At 33.2% G+C, this 16319-nt stretch carries 17 protein-coding genes and 2 pseudogenes; 3 read left to right on the top strand and 16 right to left on the bottom strand.

Annotated elements, in window-relative coordinates; genetic code table 11:
- Positions 1–2 precede the first annotated feature (2 nt).
- Positions 3–2201 carry a peptidase domain-containing ABC transporter gene (locus tag ACK3CR_RS04205; RefSeq protein ID WP_488974866.1) on the bottom strand — a complete coding sequence of 733 codons (2199 nt, stop codon included), beginning with the start codon at positions 2199–2201 and terminating at the stop codon, positions 3–5.
- A gap of 514 nt (positions 2202–2715) precedes the next feature.
- Here ACK3CR_RS04205 and ACK3CR_RS04200 point away from each other — a divergent pair.
- Positions 2716–3354 carry a CPBP family intramembrane glutamic endopeptidase gene (locus ACK3CR_RS04200; RefSeq protein ID WP_488974865.1) on the top strand — a complete coding sequence of 213 codons (639 nt, stop codon included), beginning with the start codon at positions 2716–2718 and terminating at the stop codon, positions 3352–3354.
- A 179-nt stretch (positions 3355–3533) separates the two neighbouring features.
- On the opposite strand, the pseudogene ACK3CR_RS04195 reads toward ACK3CR_RS04200, so the two are convergent.
- From ACK3CR_RS04195 to ACK3CR_RS04185, 3 genes and pseudogenes are all read right to left on the bottom strand, one after another.
- Positions 3534–4130, bottom strand: a pseudogene (locus ACK3CR_RS04195) (recombinase family protein).
- A gap of 393 nt (positions 4131–4523) precedes the next feature.
- Complete coding sequence (locus ACK3CR_RS04190; protein ID WP_488974864.1) at positions 4524–4988, bottom strand: YrvL family regulatory protein; 465 nt, start codon at positions 4986–4988, stop codon at positions 4524–4526.
- A gap of 17 nt (positions 4989–5005) precedes the next feature.
- Positions 5006–6421, bottom strand: a complete 1416-nt coding sequence (locus ACK3CR_RS04185; RefSeq protein WP_488974863.1) for a S8 family serine peptidase — start codon at positions 6419–6421, stop codon at positions 5006–5008.
- Between the two features lie 278 nt (positions 6422–6699).
- Here ACK3CR_RS04185 and ACK3CR_RS04180 point away from each other — a divergent pair, with 278 nt between their 5' ends.
- Positions 6700–7182, top strand: coding sequence for a hypothetical protein (locus ACK3CR_RS04180; protein WP_488974862.1), 483 nt, complete (start codon positions 6700–6702; stop codon positions 7180–7182).
- A gap of 958 nt (positions 7183–8140) precedes the next feature.
- Here ACK3CR_RS04180 and ACK3CR_RS04175 read toward each other — a convergent pair.
- The 3 genes from ACK3CR_RS04175 to ACK3CR_RS04165 all read right to left on the bottom strand — a co-directional run bounded on the left by ACK3CR_RS04175 (position 8141) and on the right by ACK3CR_RS04165 (position 10898).
- Positions 8141–8887: an alpha/beta fold hydrolase gene (locus tag ACK3CR_RS04175; RefSeq protein WP_488974861.1), complete on the bottom strand. Its 747-nt coding sequence runs from the start codon at positions 8885–8887 to the stop codon at positions 8141–8143.
- Between the two features lie 272 nt (positions 8888–9159).
- A complete protein-coding gene (locus tag ACK3CR_RS04170; RefSeq protein ID WP_488974860.1) occupies positions 9160–9759 on the bottom strand; it encodes a hypothetical protein in 600 nt (199 codons plus the stop codon).
- A gap of 476 nt (positions 9760–10235) precedes the next feature.
- Positions 10236–10898 (bottom strand): ParB N-terminal domain-containing protein, encoded by a 663-nt coding sequence (locus ACK3CR_RS04165; protein ID WP_488974859.1) that lies wholly within the window; start codon positions 10896–10898, stop codon positions 10236–10238.
- A 175-nt stretch (positions 10899–11073) separates the two neighbouring features.
- Between ACK3CR_RS04165 and ACK3CR_RS04160 the strand changes: the two genes are divergently transcribed.
- Positions 11074–11355: an AbrB/MazE/SpoVT family DNA-binding domain-containing protein gene (locus ACK3CR_RS04160; protein ID WP_488974858.1), complete on the top strand. Its 282-nt coding sequence runs from the start codon at positions 11074–11076 to the stop codon at positions 11353–11355.
- 169 nt (positions 11356–11524) lie between these two features.
- On the opposite strand, the gene ACK3CR_RS04155 is transcribed toward ACK3CR_RS04160, so the two are convergent.
- From ACK3CR_RS04155 to ACK3CR_RS04115, 9 genes and pseudogenes are all read right to left on the bottom strand, one after another.
- The gene (locus ACK3CR_RS04155) at positions 11525–11971 is read right to left on the bottom strand and encodes a hypothetical protein (RefSeq protein WP_411239905.1); all 447 of its coding nucleotides are present in this window, start codon (positions 11969–11971) and stop codon (positions 11525–11527) included.
- Positions 11972–11977: 6 nt separating this feature from the next.
- Positions 11978–13000 carry a DUF3231 family protein gene (locus ACK3CR_RS04150; RefSeq protein ID WP_488974857.1) on the bottom strand — a complete coding sequence of 341 codons (1023 nt, stop codon included), beginning with the start codon at positions 12998–13000 and terminating at the stop codon, positions 11978–11980.
- Between the two features lie 250 nt (positions 13001–13250).
- A complete protein-coding gene (locus tag ACK3CR_RS04145; RefSeq protein WP_488974856.1) occupies positions 13251–13808 on the bottom strand; it encodes a L,D-transpeptidase in 558 nt (185 codons plus the stop codon).
- A gap of 242 nt (positions 13809–14050) precedes the next feature.
- A complete protein-coding gene (locus ACK3CR_RS04140) occupies positions 14051–14485 on the bottom strand; it encodes a VOC family protein (RefSeq protein ID WP_488974855.1) in 435 nt (144 codons plus the stop codon).
- Positions 14486–14570: 85 nt separating this feature from the next.
- Positions 14571–14744 (bottom strand): hypothetical protein, encoded by a 174-nt coding sequence (locus ACK3CR_RS04135; RefSeq protein ID WP_488974854.1) that lies wholly within the window; start codon positions 14742–14744, stop codon positions 14571–14573.
- 223 nt (positions 14745–14967) lie between these two features.
- On the bottom strand, positions 14968–15219 hold the full coding sequence (locus ACK3CR_RS04130; protein WP_488974853.1) for a hypothetical protein: 252 nt from the start codon (positions 15217–15219) through the stop codon (positions 14968–14970).
- An 18-nt stretch (positions 15220–15237) separates the two neighbouring features.
- Complete coding sequence (locus tag ACK3CR_RS04125; RefSeq protein WP_488974852.1) at positions 15238–15477, bottom strand: hypothetical protein; 240 nt, start codon at positions 15475–15477, stop codon at positions 15238–15240.
- A gap of 164 nt (positions 15478–15641) precedes the next feature.
- Entirely contained in the window at positions 15642–16046 is a 405-nt protein-coding gene (locus ACK3CR_RS04120; protein WP_488974851.1) for a hypothetical protein, read from the bottom strand.
- A 4-nt stretch (positions 16047–16050) separates the two neighbouring features.
- Positions 16051–16319: pseudogene (locus ACK3CR_RS04115) on the bottom strand (ParM/StbA family protein); the annotation flags it as partial.

The raw sequence follows: 16319 nt of genomic DNA, 5'->3' as shown, positions 1-16319 counted from the left end.
TTCTATGAATAGATAGTTGTAGTCAATAATTCTTTTGGCAACTGATTCTCCCATAGAGAACGATAATTCCCATCTCTGTTTATTAAAGTATTATGGTTACCTTCCTCAACAACTTTTCCTTGTTTTATCACAAAAATGTTATCACAATGCATTATAGTACTGAGACGATGAGCAATCACAATAGTAGTTAAGTCTCTATTTCCAATTTGATTTAAGTTATTAACAATTTTCCTCTCACTTGTAGAATCTAGATGACTAGTAGCTTCATCTAATATAAGGATGTCCGCATCTTTTAATAATGCCCTAGCAATTGATAACCTTTGTCTCTGTCCACCTGACAAATTTGAAGCATTTTCCTCTAGTGGTGTATCATAACGAAGTGGAAAATTACTTATAAAATCGTGACAATCTGCTATTTTACATACCTCTATTATTTCTTCCAAATTAACATTCCTGTTAATACCAAAAGTTAGGTTGTCAAATATACTAGCGCTGAAGAAAAAGGATTCCTGTGCTACATACGAAATTTTATTTCTTAAGGTTGTTCTATTAATATCCTTAATATTGTAAGTATCATATACAATATCTCCTTCTTCTACGTCATAGTATCTCATGAGCAATTTAGCTATTGTTGTTTTGCCAGATCCACTCTCACCAACAAAACCTACACTGGTTCCTCCTTGTATTTGAAAATTCAAATCCATAAGAACATTTCTTCTAGTTCCATATTTAAAGGTAACATTATGAAAGCTAATGCTATCAGTTAATGAACCAAGGTGGATTTTTCTATCATCACTCTCATTTTTCTCTAATTCTAAATCAAGGATTTCACTTAATCTTTTAGAAGCAACAAATGCAGATTGTAATGTGGGTTGTAAGTTGATGAGATTCTTTATAGGGTTTAAAAAGTAAATTAATAAAGCATTGTAGGCTATTAGTTCACCAATTGTCATTTCCCCATCTAATATTTGTAGGGCCCCTATCCAGAGGATTATTACACCACCTAAAAGTTCTATAGTTGATTTTAAAGATTCTTGACTATTTGTGAGAAGAAAACGTTTAAAAAACTTTTGTAGGAGGGATACTAAACGTTTTTCAGTCTGGAATTCTACTTCCTTTTCACCATTATAGGATTTAATGGTAGATATTCCGTTTAAGGATTCAACAATGTAGGAGGTCAATTCTGCATTGCTCTCCATTTCCTGTCTATTAATCTTTTCATATGGCTTTTTAAACAACCACATAATAATTAGATAAATGGGGATTTGTAATGCTGTTATGAAAAATAATGTAGAGCTCTGATGATAAAGTAAAAAAGATCCTACTATAACCATTAATGAGTCTATCATGACAATTAGCGTGGTATTTGCTAGTGCTTCACGTATCTTTGTTGCATCTTGAAAACGTGAGATTATTTCTCCCACTTTTCGTGTTTCAAAAAAATTCATAGGTAGTGATAAAACATGTTTATAATAACCAAACATTAATTTTATATCTAATCTTCTACTTAGGTATAAAGTTAGGTGGGATCTAAATAACTCTAATGTAACTTTAAATATGTATAAAACTATTACTCCAATTGAAAGATAATGAAGTGTATCTCGTAAATTCCCTGTAACAATATCATCTACAATTACCTTATAGTATATTGCTCCTGAAATTCCAAATAAGGTTATTAAAATAGAAGACAAGAAGATAGGTATAATTAAGCTTTTCTGTTTTTTTAATAAATTAAAAAACCTACTTATTGTAGCATTATCTTCGGTTTTTGGTTCAAATGATTCACTTGGTATCATTAATACTAGAATCCCTGTCCAAATCTCTAGAAACTGATCAATTTTACAGTTGACAATTCCCTTACCAGGATCAGCAATAATAATATTACCTTTGTTTGTAATCTCATGAATTACTACATAATGCAAAAGTTTCCCACCTATTATTACATGAGCAATGGCTGGTAGAGGAATCTTAGAAAGTGATTCCTTGTCTCCTTTAACACCTTTAGCTGTAAAACCTAATTTTTCAGCAGCTTGAGTCATACCAAGAACATTGGTGCCTTCTCTATCTGTGCCAGCTTTTTCTCGAATTTTTGATATAGGTATATGTAACCCGTACTGCTTGGAGATAGTAGCCAAACATGCTGCACCACAATCTTTCATATCGTGCTGCTTTACACAATGATACTTTTTAAAGAAATTCATATATACTATTACAACCTTTCTCAATTTGAGATTGACATGATGTTATTATTTATCAAATAAAAAAGATTGTATAAATATGATTTATACAATCTTTTTTATTTGATAAATAATAAGACAATTAGCATATTGCTTATATATCTGTAGTATCTTCACAATGTAAAATACTAAATACAATTAAGATAAACATGTTATTATATCTCATTATAAGTAAAAAGTTGCAAATCAATTTCTGTATGAGGGTTATTATAGTTACTATTTATTCAATTGGTGAAAATATTACCATATAATTAATTGTCAGTCCACCCCATTTTTATAATTATATTGGTTTTTAACCAATATAATCCTAAATAGTAATAGAAATGGAAGTGTTATTTTTTGACAAACAATGGAATATAAGGTAAATTATTGTTTTTAGGTAGAAAGAGAGGTTAATATGAAAAACACTTCAAAAAGCCCTTATATTTGGACTGTATCAGGGTATATTTTGGCTCTGATTTTTTTAGGGGATTTGATTATGCGTCTGATATATCTAACGGGGTTTCAATTAAATTCGAATTACTATAACAACTATCAGGAGTTTGTTAATAAGGAAATTCAACTAGGGTACTATGTGAGTTTCCTAAACCAAATTCTATTTATTATTGCAGTATGGATTCTGCTTTTTAAAACAAAGTGGTTTGGAAAGAGGAAAATAGACTTTAGGATAAAGGACATTCTATATTCTATTTATGGCTTTTTAATTAAACTTTTAATCTCCATCATAATGGGGATTGCTCTTAACTTATTGGGTATGGAATTTACCTCTGTTGCTCCTAACCAGGAAAGATTAGAAGAATTTTTACAAGCTTATCTAATTTTAGGTGGTATTTTCTCCATTGTGCTTGCTCCAATTATTGAAGAATTCATTTTTAGAAAAGTAATAATTGGACATATTTTTAAAAATCACAAATACATAGGGTTAGTCGTAAGTTCCATCCTATTTGGTTCTTTACATCTTCTAGCAGGTTTCTCGGTGCCCGGACTCATCATATATGTGTCATTAGGTTTTATCCTAGGATGGATATACATAAAAACGGAGCGAATTGAAGCTTCTATTACAGCACATACGTTTAATAACTTTATATCTGTTGTTCTTTCCCAATCCTTTAAATGAATCTTGTTCAACGACTACTACATTGGTACAGAACTCAAAACTACATTTTCCATAATCCACTTTACCGATGAATGACTTACATTTTAAACAAGGAGGAGAAGACAAGAGAAGGAGAACTCATGATAACAACATAATCTCGTCAATAAATAGAAATATATTTAGTGATTAAAGTTGCCTATCTAGGAATGGACAGTAAGAAAATAAGATAAGAGCAAACCTTTACCCCAATAGGTTTGCTCTTTTTTGATTTCACGATATAAAGTAGCTCTAGATATCCCTGTAGCCTCTTGTATTTCACGTACACTCAATCGTTTTGAATAATACAAAGCAATCTCTTGTTGTGATTTCTTTTAATCTACTTTAGGCCGTCCACCTATTCATCCTCGTGCTGCTTTAAGCCCATCCATCGTACGTTCGCGAATAATATCACGCTCAAATTCAGCTAAAACTGATAGCATTCCAAACATGGCTTTTCCTGCAGGCGTTCCTGTATCAATTTTATCTTGGATACTGATGAATTCTATCCCATTTTCTCGTAACATATCCGCAATCTCAATAAGCCGTTTTGTAGAACGGGCTAACCGGTCTAATTTATAGACAACAAATTTATCCCCACACCTAAGCATTCTCAAAGCATTTATTAAATTCTCTCGTTCGTCTTTTGCTCCAGATACTTTTTCTTGAAAAATTTCGTTACATCCATATTCCGTTAGGACGTCAATTTGTATGTTTAATGATTGATCAACTGTACTTACTCGAGCATACCCAATTATCATCAAGTATTTCTCCTGTATGTAAGATAAACATTCTTACTATGCCAAAAATACCCCTTTATGATACATAGATTTTGAGCTAACTTTTGATACAGAAATAAAGAATGATTAAGGACCAAATAGGCATGTTATTGATACCTCTCAAAAACCATGGTTTGTGAGGCAATTAAACTATAATTGCTTTCTAAACCAAATGTTACATTTTTATTCATTTTTAATGTCGTCTATAGATATTAAAATCTTTATATATCAACAATTCACAAAATCTCCATAAATAAGTAAAAGGAAAAACCATGGACTCCTGGTGAGGCAACGAGTCCATGGCTTTCTAGTTTCCGACAAAATTAATTATGTTCACTAGATTTTTATAGGTATTTATAGATTTAATGGTTTATTTTAAGATTTAAATTTGTTATCTATCTTCCTAAACTCCTCACTATCAATATCTGGTGGTTCACTCTCATCTTTTCTCAATTTCCAACCAATAAATCCAGTAACTAATGCAAAGATAAGTGTACCTTGCCATGCTATTTCAATATCTACCATGAAATTATCTATTACTTCAATTAATAAAAAGGTAAGGGCTGTATTTAAAATAAATGGTAGCCACCCTTTACTTGTTTGAAGTATGCCAACAGATTTTAAAGCTTTAGGTATTGCATCTGCAATAAAAGTAAGGGGTATTTCAAGGAATAAATACAAAATAAAGAACAATACTAAATCCCACAATGAATTATATTGGAAACCCATTATTTTTAAAAAGATATATTCAAAAAAAGCAATAAAGAGTAATATTATTAGTACGATAGAAATAGAGATACCTACCGTTTTAAACTTATTAATAAGAACTACCTCCCCCAAATTATTTTCCTTCTATTTTATTTATTCATCATCATTAAGGAATTATATGCATTCACTTTTCCTTCTCCAAAATAATTGTCCCTACCAGGCTCACCGATATCGAAACTTCCCTCCTCTAGATATTTAAGTACTCTATTAACAGAAGGCTGATTACCTGTTCGCTCTATATACTCTGAGATAATAAGAGCTGCCGTAGCGCTGACTTGTGGTACTGAATAACTTGTTCCTTCAGTTAGTGTGTATCCCTGAGGAATCCCAAGTGATTGATCTAAAGATGTATTCATTTTATTAATTGGGAAAGTTGTTATGATCATTTCATTTGTATTATCGAATCCATTATCATCAAAAAGGGAGCCGCCGGGCGCAGAAAAATCAACTTCCTTACCAAAGTTTGAATAATAGGCTAAATTATTATTCTTTGTATTACTTGAAACGGTTACGACATTATGTAAACCACCAGGTAAGTGCTTAAATTTAAGCTCTTTTAATTCATCTAAATCAAATCCATCATTTCCGGCAGAGGCTATTACAACAGACCCTTTTCTTTTTGCATATTTTACAGCTTTTTTATATGCCTTAATCAGTAACTTATCTTCTTTTTCTGACTTAATAAAATAAGTACCGACGCTTAAGTTAATGACATCACTATCATTATTAGCTGCATCAATAATAGCATCAATCACCCATACTGATTCCCCTCCTGTATTTCCAACAACCTTGTAAGGAACAATCCTTGTCTGTGGAGCAACATTAGATATAATTCCAGCAATAGTTGTGCCATGGCCTAATTCATCAGTAATATCCATTTCATCTGTAACATAATTTTTTGCTGGTTTTAAATCAATATTCCCTTTTATTAGTGGATGTTCCATATCTACTCCACTATCTATCAAAGCAATTGTCGAATGTTCTCCTTTATCAATGGATAAACTCTTATAATCACTGGTCAGATCTTTCAAATACCAATTAAAAGGCATAAAGCTTTCGGAGTTTAGTAATGGATATTTGATATTAGTGTTAAACTCATTAGATTCTTTAGACTCGTTAAGTATTGATTTTTTTGCTTCGTTTGGAATGTTATTTGGTGAAATAGTATCTTCGTAAGGTGGAATTAAATTTGGTAATTCCCCTTCGGCCTCTATATATTTCATAATTTTATTTTCAATTTTACTTACATCTACGTTTTTGGAATTCTCTACATATATCAATCCAATATCTTCAATTGCTGTTGTATTTAGAGATGGAGATTGTTTTTTAATTATCTCTAAAACTTCTTTAGTCTGTTTAGGATTTTTTAATAAATATGTATAGTTTTCTTGAAAATTATTTTCTTCTATAGTGTTATTTAATTCAGCAGAACTATAAATTGGAAATGATACTAATACAAAGGAACTGCATAGCAAAATACAAAAATACTTTTTCATTAGTTGCATTTTCTTACCCCATTTTATATAAATTTTCCAAACATTTAATATTGTATCAAATGAATATGTAGAAAACTTTGGTAAATTGTAAACTTAATGTAAAAATTAGGATGGGATAATTAATAAAAAATTGAAAATAAATGGTTTTTATGAATTTTATGTAAATATTTCTATAAATATGTTAATTATTTATAATTTTCCCAATTAAGGATATTAGTATGATATATTATGAATTGTGAAAAAAATTCACGGATTATAAAAGATTAGAAACGAGGGATAATTATTTTATGAAAATCAAAAAAGCTGTAACAATCGCATTAAGTTCTTCACTTTTATTTGGTGCTTTATCTACCACTGCTGCTGCTGCGACACAATCTGAATCATCTCAACTAGAGCAAACACAAAATACATTAACAACATCAAATAATGAGTTGGATAAAGCTATAAAGGCAGAAAAGGTTTCTCAGAAGGAGTTACTTCGATATAGTCTTTATGTAAAAACTCAAGTAAAGGAAACAGGAGAAGTTTCTCCTGAGTGGAAACTTGCAGCAGTTAAAAAGGCTGTTAAATTCATGGTTGATCATGCAGATACTATTCCTATTAAATCCGTTCGTGATGCTGTGAAAAAATATGGTTCTAAAATTAATAATGCAATGGACACTCTTGAAACATATTCATGGTGGGGCATAGCAAACGCATTAACTAAAGCTGGTGTGCCAGACAAATATGCTGATATGATTGCTGACTTTATTGTCAAATATATTTTATAAAAATTGAGTAGTTACGAGCAAAGAAAACCATTATTATAATTTTCAAAGTCCCTTTCGTTAGTAGAGAGGGACTTTTTTAAAGGTTTATAACGACCATTTAGGTTAGGAAAATAATAAGATGAGTAGAGTTTGATGAATGAATTGAACTTTATATAAATTTCCTCATAAATAGGGGCAAGTAGACCCACTTTTTATATAAAATCAGTTCTACTTACCCTTATTTCTTTTTAGAGGACTTTATATATTTCAAATTCTGTAGATATATCTGTAGGGCAATTGTTATACCAAGGGAAATACGATTGATTTTTAGTTAAGCATGATGAAAACTAATAAGACTGGAAAGCGAATTTTCAGGATAACTTTGCGATCTTTGCATGTTTTAATGCTCCGTGTCATCATGATAGGAAAGAATCCAACCTATTCTTTGACAATTGAATAGTTGAAGGGGGAAAAGGCGTCCCAATGAGGAAGGTAAAATACCCAGATAACAAGAATGAGTATTATCGATAAAAAACCCTTATATCTTTGTATAAGGGCTTTCTCTATACTAACTTATTTTACCCTAACCAATCATTTGTGTAGGCGATGATTCCCAATATAGCTCCTATAAGGGCTCCCAACAAGACACTATAGTATTTCCTTTTACTTGTGTTTGATTTATTCTCATCATCTTCCACCTAGATCTCTCCTTTCTATTGCACTAGTAAGTACGGTTCGAAAGGATCATAGTTCCAATAATTACAAATCAAATGAAATTTAAATTTTGTATTCTATATGCATTTCCAGTTAACATAATGAATGTTCTAGGAAACAAAAAAAAGGTGTCCCTTGGTAAATTAGGACACCTTTTAATCATTTAATTCTTCTTCATGAAATAAATTAGTTCTTTTCTGCTAAGATTATTAAAAATAACGGTCTTCCCGCTTCATATACCATTTCAGGGATACTTTCTAACCCTTCATTCCTTCATAAAATCATTAATGTGATGATACAATTTTTCAGGATGGGTGAGATTGACCATATGGTCAGCACCTGGAATTTCTATGATGAGAGCATCTGAGTGCCTTCGAAAGTAATCAGCAACACGAAGGTTATCAGGTGAATCCTCCTTACCAATTATCAATAATGTTTTAGTCGTCAATTCTCCTAATCTTTCGATGGCCGGTGGTTGCTGCCAAATCAATTTAACGGTTGGCCATTCAAACATTCGACTCATATGGTGCTTGAGCATTTGAACCATTAAATCCCGGTGAGGACTCATCGTTAGAACATGATACGATGAATCGTTGAGCAAAAGCTCAACCATCTTATCGATATCTGGGGCAGCTTGATAAATCTTCTTCATGCTCTCTTCAAATTCTTTGGAATAGGTAAATCCGGATAATCCAGGCGCAAGCAAAACCAGTTTTGAAACCCTTTCAGGATAATTAAGAGCGAATTCAGTAGCAATTTGGCCACCCATTGAGTGACCGATAAGCATTGCCTGGCTGATTTCTAAATGATCAAGTAGTGACAGCAAATCTTTCACAGGGTTGACATCTTCTAAAGGGACCGGCGATTTCCCGGTCCCACGTCCGTCAAAAGCAACAACCTTATAGTGTTTTGCTAAAAGAGGTACCATAAATGTCCAGTTCCGTACATCAGCACCGCCAGTTAGGAGAATAACAGGATAGCCATGCCCATTAACTTCGTAATACAAATCCATTGAAATTCCTCCACCCATTACAATTTAATATTATTTTATTGTCGAATGAAATTTTATTCATTGTTCAAAGGTGGTAGTAGGGTATCTTTATTTTAAAGAACCGATCACCTTGATCATTGATTTATAGCCATTCAAGTAATTTACTTCGTCTCATTTATAAAAAAACCTTTATGGGTTCTGTCCATTTTATGTTCCTAAGTTGTATATAGTCCTTATTCTTAGTTAAAATAATGAGTGTTATCGGAAATAATCAAATTGTTGATTATTAAACTTCAATTATTTTCAGCTTTTATATTACGAGTTCTAATTTGATAGGATAACGCTGCTAAACAAGTAGTGAGACCCCAAATAAAGAATCCTCCATAGGTAATCATAAACACCCATGGTTCTAAACCATCCATATTATCAGATCCTATACCCAATCCCAAAAGAATAAGTTCAAAAACAGAAAAACCTCCAAAAACTATAAATAGAACTCCTCCTGTCCAAGCAGGAAACAAGATAAGCCAACGGGGAACCTTTCGCTCCCTGAAAATGGGTACCCACATCGGGAAACGTTGCCCCCAGGGCCGAACCAACGCTAGGGAAAGAAATATAGCTATGACTGCCAAAAGAGCCGTGATATCAATTCCATATTGATATAAAAAACTAAAAACTGGACCACTATATGTTTCCATATTTGTATGCATACCTTCAATAACATCCTCAGTAGTACCCACAGGTACTCTAAGAGCCCACATAGTTTTAAATATAGCATAGGGAAGTAGTATGACTGATGATATATATCCCCATTTACTTGATTGAACCCAGGATTGAGTGCTGCTTTCTTTAGAAGTAGACATTTGTTTGTCAATCTTTGTCTTAGAATCCATCTAAAAACACATCCTTTGTAGTCATACTGTAAATCCTTATTTAACAAGTACTTAAGAAATTACTTTTGTAAGATAAACCTATATTTCTTCAATATATCTGTTCTTAAGTCCTTTAATTCTTATTTAAATTAAACAAGAATAATCTTTTACATTTAGAGCAAACTATTCAAGGTGCTGTGAGGCATCGGCTTGTAAAACCCAATGTTGTAAAAGAGAAAAAGCTACTGTATAGCCCAGTAGCTTTTCCTCTTTTTATGCTGTATATGATATACACTTTTAGTTAACATAATCTATCTTAGAGGAAGTGGAGAAGCTCCATATCCCTTGTCTCCCAAGGAGTCTGGAGCTTCTCTTTTTTCTCCTTTATGCAGGATTTTATACATCGTTGAGCTAGCAAGTTTTCTTGAATCCTTCCATACAAAAAGAGTGCATAAAAACCTGGAGGTTTATGCATTCAATAAATATAGGAATTCCCTTTAATAATGGACAGGAACACGATCTAAATTCTTTTTCTTGGCTACAAAATAACGACTATAACTATCTACAAGTTCGTGTGTATCTGGATTAATAATAATGGGTTTATCTACCGTTCCATTCTGCTCAATACTTTCTTCTACTGCCTTTTGTTTTGCTATTCCTGGGGTAAATTGAAGAAAGGTTTCTGGAACCTTAATTTCCTCTAAGGACATCCATTCCCTCGTCCCCTCTGGAACAAGAATCGGCTTTTTCTCTTGCTTTGGTTGACTTTCTTCTTGAGGTTGACTTTCCTCTTGTTTTTTAACTCTTGCACCCTTTTTCGGTGTTTGTTTCGGTTGTTTCTTCTCTTTTCCTTTGTCCTCAATTTCTTGTATCTGCATACAGATAACGCCAATCTCACCTGTACATTGCTCAAATGGAATATCCAAACAAGGCTCCCCTTGCACAAGGAAACGTCGTTGAGAAAATTCCTCTTGGGTTATATTTAATTTGTTAAATTGTTTTAAACTCACTACAACGGTATAGGTAATCGGATTACTTTTAAATGGAATTCCTTTTGGTGCATTGGGACTTCCCTTTTCCTCCATATCAAAAGCCAAGTACTTCCCATAGTCTTGAATTGAGCTAGTCGGACAGCCAGTTAAACTAATTTTATGAGCCATCTTTCTTCCTCCTTATCTCTCTATATGTCTAGTATATATACCCTTCCATACAATTGAATAGAGTCAAAATAAAAAAAATCCCAGTAAAATGATAATATACCATATTTTTATCATACTCCTTCTTTTTCCATGTTTGCTACAATAAAGAAGTAAAAGGGAAAGAGGTGTTATTAAATTGAAAAGTACAGGAATCGTGAGAAAAGTCGATCAATTAGGACGTTTAGTCTTACCAAAGGAACTAAGAAAAAACCTTTCTATTGAGAAGAATGATCCGTTAGAAATCTTTGTAGACGGGGATCAAATCATTTTCAGAAAATATCAGTACCATAAAGCATGTATGGTTACAGGGAAAGTATCTGAAGACAATATGGTATTAGCCAATGGAAAAGTAGTCCTCAGTCGAGAAGGAATGGAGATTCTTTCTAAAGAGGTAGGGAAAATCGACGTTTACGTCTAAAAGCTGAGTGACAGGTATAAATGAGTAGATATAGATGTGATAACAGGCCCGAATTTTGCATTTATCTTTTATCTAGTGGGTATTCTCCACTATATGCAAAATTCAGGCCTGTTTTAATGTTCAGTAACAATATCATTTGAAAATTCACCTTATGCAACAGTTTGTCTTGTTATCCCAACCTAGCTATTAACTTCCCTAACCAACCTATTCCTACACCAGGAATCAAAAAAAGCATAGGTAACCAAACAGGACCAAGTAACCAACCAAATATCCTTAAATTAGAGGAGTAAATTAATCCTATTGTTACAAAATAGGCTCCAAAGACAAAAGGAAGAAACGAATAGCGTTCTTTTCCTCCTCCTGCATCTTTAAAAGCATCCCACATCGCAAAAAAATAAAGACAGGGATAAAACATTAACCAGTTGTAATGGGTTTGTTCTATAGCCGATACAATGTCTCCGTGAAAACTTAACATAATGACTTCATTAAAATTAGCTTGCACATTGATTAGAATTTCCAAAAAAAGGATGAGGATACCTTTGATTAATTTACCATTTAGTATTTGACCAAAACCGGGTAGGGCAAGGCTCCACAATAGCTTTTCTTTTGCTTCCACATCGTTTTAACCCTTTCCCTTTTCCTTTGCCAATTCTTTTCTATCAGGGGCCAAAGGAGGCTGTTCAAGCCAGCTATTTTTTATCATGATGTTACTTCCATCTTCTGCATATTTCTGTGTCTCCAATGTTAATCGATTATACATAGCACCTAAATCCACTCTAGGACTTTCAGCAATAGCTGTACCATAATACCCCACTCCTAAAGTAATTAAAGCAGATGTATAAAACATCATGAGTTTTTCAGAAAATGTATGGGTTGTACTTTTGGTAACATCTGCATCCCATGTAGAGGAGATAGGGAGATTACTTTCTGCTAACTTTTCCCCCAGTATTTTAATATTCTTTTTGGCAATATCTGAGCCTCTTAAGAAAAATTGTGTGACTTCCTTTGTCTTTGCGACCTGACTAAACCCAACAAGAAAGGCACTTCCGAAACCATTTCTTTGAATGTTAGAGTATAGATTCGTTGTTTCCATAGCTGTCAAAGATCTTTTTTCTCCAAAGATATCCCATAAAAAACGTTGCTTTTTGACAAAGTCAGCTTGCTCTAGATTTGGAAAGAAAGGAGCTCTAACATATAAACCTTTTGATAATAATAGATCCTTTGACCTCTTATATAATTGCATGGTCTCTGTGAGACATTCTTCATAGTAGCTTGTAATGTCTGATCTTGTAGAGGAAGCTAAACTAGCTGAATAAGCAGTAAGTCCAATCTTAGCCATCTGGTGGACAAAATTTAAGGCAAAACTGTCCGAAAACAATCTAGGAGCCGTTAAATCTACATCCTCCTCTAGCTTAAATCCGTGAGGGATGTGATTCTTTTCCTCCGTAAGTATGACCGTTATTTTTTGAATATGAGCTTGAGATTGCTCTAAAGCATACTCAATGATAGGTTTAATTTCTAGATCCTCAGCCTTTTCTAAAAAGTAAGTTAGCATACAAATACTTGAAGTATCATTCATGTACTGCTGCCAAAGTTGAGCGATTTCTCCGGCTGTAAGCCTCACCTGTTTTCCTTGTTCTTCCATAATAAACAACCTCCTATTCAATCCTTATGTATAAAATTCCCGAAAAAACAAAAAGTATAAGTAATAACCAACTACCATATTCAATCCGAATGAAAAAAGGGAGCTATTATGCTCCCTTTTTTATTAAACCATTTTATTATTTTTTAAATGACTTCATTATAATGAAACATTTACTACATGCTTTTCATTATTTATATCTCTTTCATAAACAAAAAAAGAGTCCACTCTTGAAGAGTAGACCCTTAGTGCATTAACTCTGCGTATTATAGCCTTTAAAATCATACCCGTAAATCTCCGTTAGCTTACTAAAACTTTTATATGAGTAGGTAATGTTAACCGGTGTCCCTACTTGAACTTTATCATAGAGCTTTTCCACATCTGCATTATGCAATCGAACGCATCCTTGACTCACATATTTTCCAATGCTACTTTCATTGTTATTTCCATGGATTCCATACGTATCACCATAGGTTCCATTGGCATTGATCCCCAACCAACGCTTTCCTAATGGATTACGAGGATCTCCTCCAGGAATCTTTCCTGTGTAATAGGGACGATTCTTAATTTTATTCACCACTTTAAAAAATCCAACCGGTGTTTTATCCCACGTCTTCCCTGTTGCTACGGGCACCACCATTTCAAGGTATCCATTATGATAATAAGCTAATTTATTATAATACTTGTTAATAATGATGAGATCTTGATTGGCTGTGTTACTCGCTGCTTCCGTTTTGCCTGTCATCATTCCGCCGATTAAAAATACGAGTAAAGCTAAAACTGTCATGTTTTTAATAAGTATACTTTTCATAACAACTGTTCCCCTCTTAGATGTTTTTTTAAAATCTGTAAATTCTAGTTATACTTTATAACAGCACAGAAAATAATCATATACAGTTTACAATTTCTACATATAATCTAAATTATTTCTTAACAAAAGAAGCACCTTCCATAAAGAGAAGATGCTCGCTCATTAAAACATGTTAAATTGAAATTTTGATGAAAAGAGTGATCCTTAGTTGCCCTAATAAAATTTAATCACTCTCAAGGTACCTAAAGTTTATTTTCAACTTGATTTATAACACTATTAAAATCCTTTTCTTTGTCTATTCCCATTGAAAGTGTTATGAGATAACCGTCAAGGTCTCTCAAAACCAATTCACGAGCATTCCAAAGACGGTCAATAGGACCTTCTAACACTACCGCATTGGCCTTGCTTGCTTTTTTTGAATATAGATCCACATCTTCTACAGAAAAGTTCAAAACAATTCCCTTTCCGTTAGAACTCATATCCTTTTGTTCTGATTCTGCAACTAACATTATATCTTGATACTTTTTGCTTCGAATATGAGCCATCATAATCTTTCCATCTTTGCCTGGTAACTCAAACACAGATTCAAAGTTTAAAACTTCCTTATACCAACAAAGAGAGTTTTCCATATTACTGACAGAAAGTTTTACAAACAAAGGCATAGGATAAAATTCCATTATATTCCCCTCCATAATTGAGATACATAAAACATAAGCTATCACGTCACGTGAAGGTCAAGCGTTTATTTTTCAGCTGCCACTTTCACCTTAATATTGGCCAAATGTAAAAGCTTGGCTTCTCCTTTTTATTTGGTTTGTTCACGAAAAAAGGCCTGCGTTTCAAGCTGGCCTTTTTTCGTGAAATCCCTTTTTCTTTTGCCAATTCATCAAACTTTTTTATAGCCGTTGGATCAATATTTCGTATGATAATATCCATTTGATTCAACCTCTCTCGAAATTCTGTGCTCTACACCCAAAAAGAGAGAAGAGCATAAGGGGTTTTTGCTATCACATAGGGTGATAGACTAGGCAAAGCCTAGTAAAACGGTGATATCAAAGAAAAGCCCGAAGTGTTGACCTACTGCCGATATACTGTTGATATAGTGTTGATATTAAAAATCCGTAGTGTAGATATACAGTCGACCTGACTTTTTTCAGTTTTAGTAAAGATCTTGCTCTTTTTCTTTCAACTTTTTGAGATTTTCCTTTAACATTTTCTTCTCATCTTTATAGAGACTAATGCTCTCTTCTTTCATCCGAATCTCGTCTTCTTTCAAAGAAATTCGAGCTTCCGTTTCAGCTTTTTCCGTCTCAATTTGATACTTCATATCGGCTTTTAATTCGCCAATTTCTTTTCGTAAAGAGCTCTGATTTTTCACCTCAACTCCAATCGCTTTTTCGTAAGATTTCATTTTCTTTTTGACTTCTTTTTACCGAATGTCGACTACTAATAATCCATAAGCTTGCATATTTTTTGATGACTTTTCGGGACTCGTAGGCGTTTTCGGTTGATCGAAAGAGATGGTCTGAACAAGCTCATCTTCAGGCTCTTCTTCCTCTGTTTTTTCTTCACTTCCCTCCACATCCACAATTTCTTCTTCCACTTTTTTTTGATACAAATCAAATGCTAAGACTTCCAAATCTAAAGATAATCGTTTTAACCTCCCCACGTCTCTGATATAAAACTTTAATCCGTAAGTCTATCCTTGAATGGACTTTTTCCAGGCCTTAAAAGGAAACGTCTCTCCATTTTATGTATTCAACTTTTTATCTTATCTCTATAAAAAATAGCCTTCACATGATGTGAAGGCTATACCCTATTCCCTAAAAATTATCAAAAAATCGATTTCGGGTTAACCTTTTGATAATTGACTTTATTTTTGGCTTCTGATTTATTCGGTTCTTCACGTACTGGACGTTCCTCTTGTATAGGAGAAGACGGTTTCTCAGGGGTAGATGGATTTTTTCTTGAAGATCCCCCTGAAAGAATACTCTCCTTTACTGTTAAGGCCTCTTTTCCCCTAAGAGCCTCTAAAATGAACATATCTCGACTCATTTCTTTATCGACATGATGATCTAAAATACTATCCGTCCCATACAATTCAATGATATGGTACACCATTTTTCGTAAAGAGAGCGCGATATTATCTTGATTTTCAAACCACTCGTAAAATTCATCGGTCTCATTGCTTTTGAACTTCCAGTTGTACTGTGTCTTTCTCTTTTTTTCAGTCGTCATACCTTTACATCACCACAGTTTCTTTGTATTCTTCTGTAAATAGCATGTTGCGATTTAAGATATCTAATCCTTTCACGTTCATATCAACGGCATATTGTTCTGGAATCCAAAGGACTTTTGCATCCACCGAATCTGCAAATTCTTTTAGATACTTATACATATCTTCTTTAAACTCAATGGATCCTCCACCATAACAAGCTAAGTATTCCGGTTCACTGGATAATGTAGTCGTATACTTACGTTCTACATCTTCCAGAATGAAATCAACTTGAT

The organism is Priestia sp. TRM10 (genome assembly GCF_057808375.1).
Note: the sequence above shows the minus strand (reverse complement) of the source record. Positions and strands in the feature narration are given on the sequence as shown.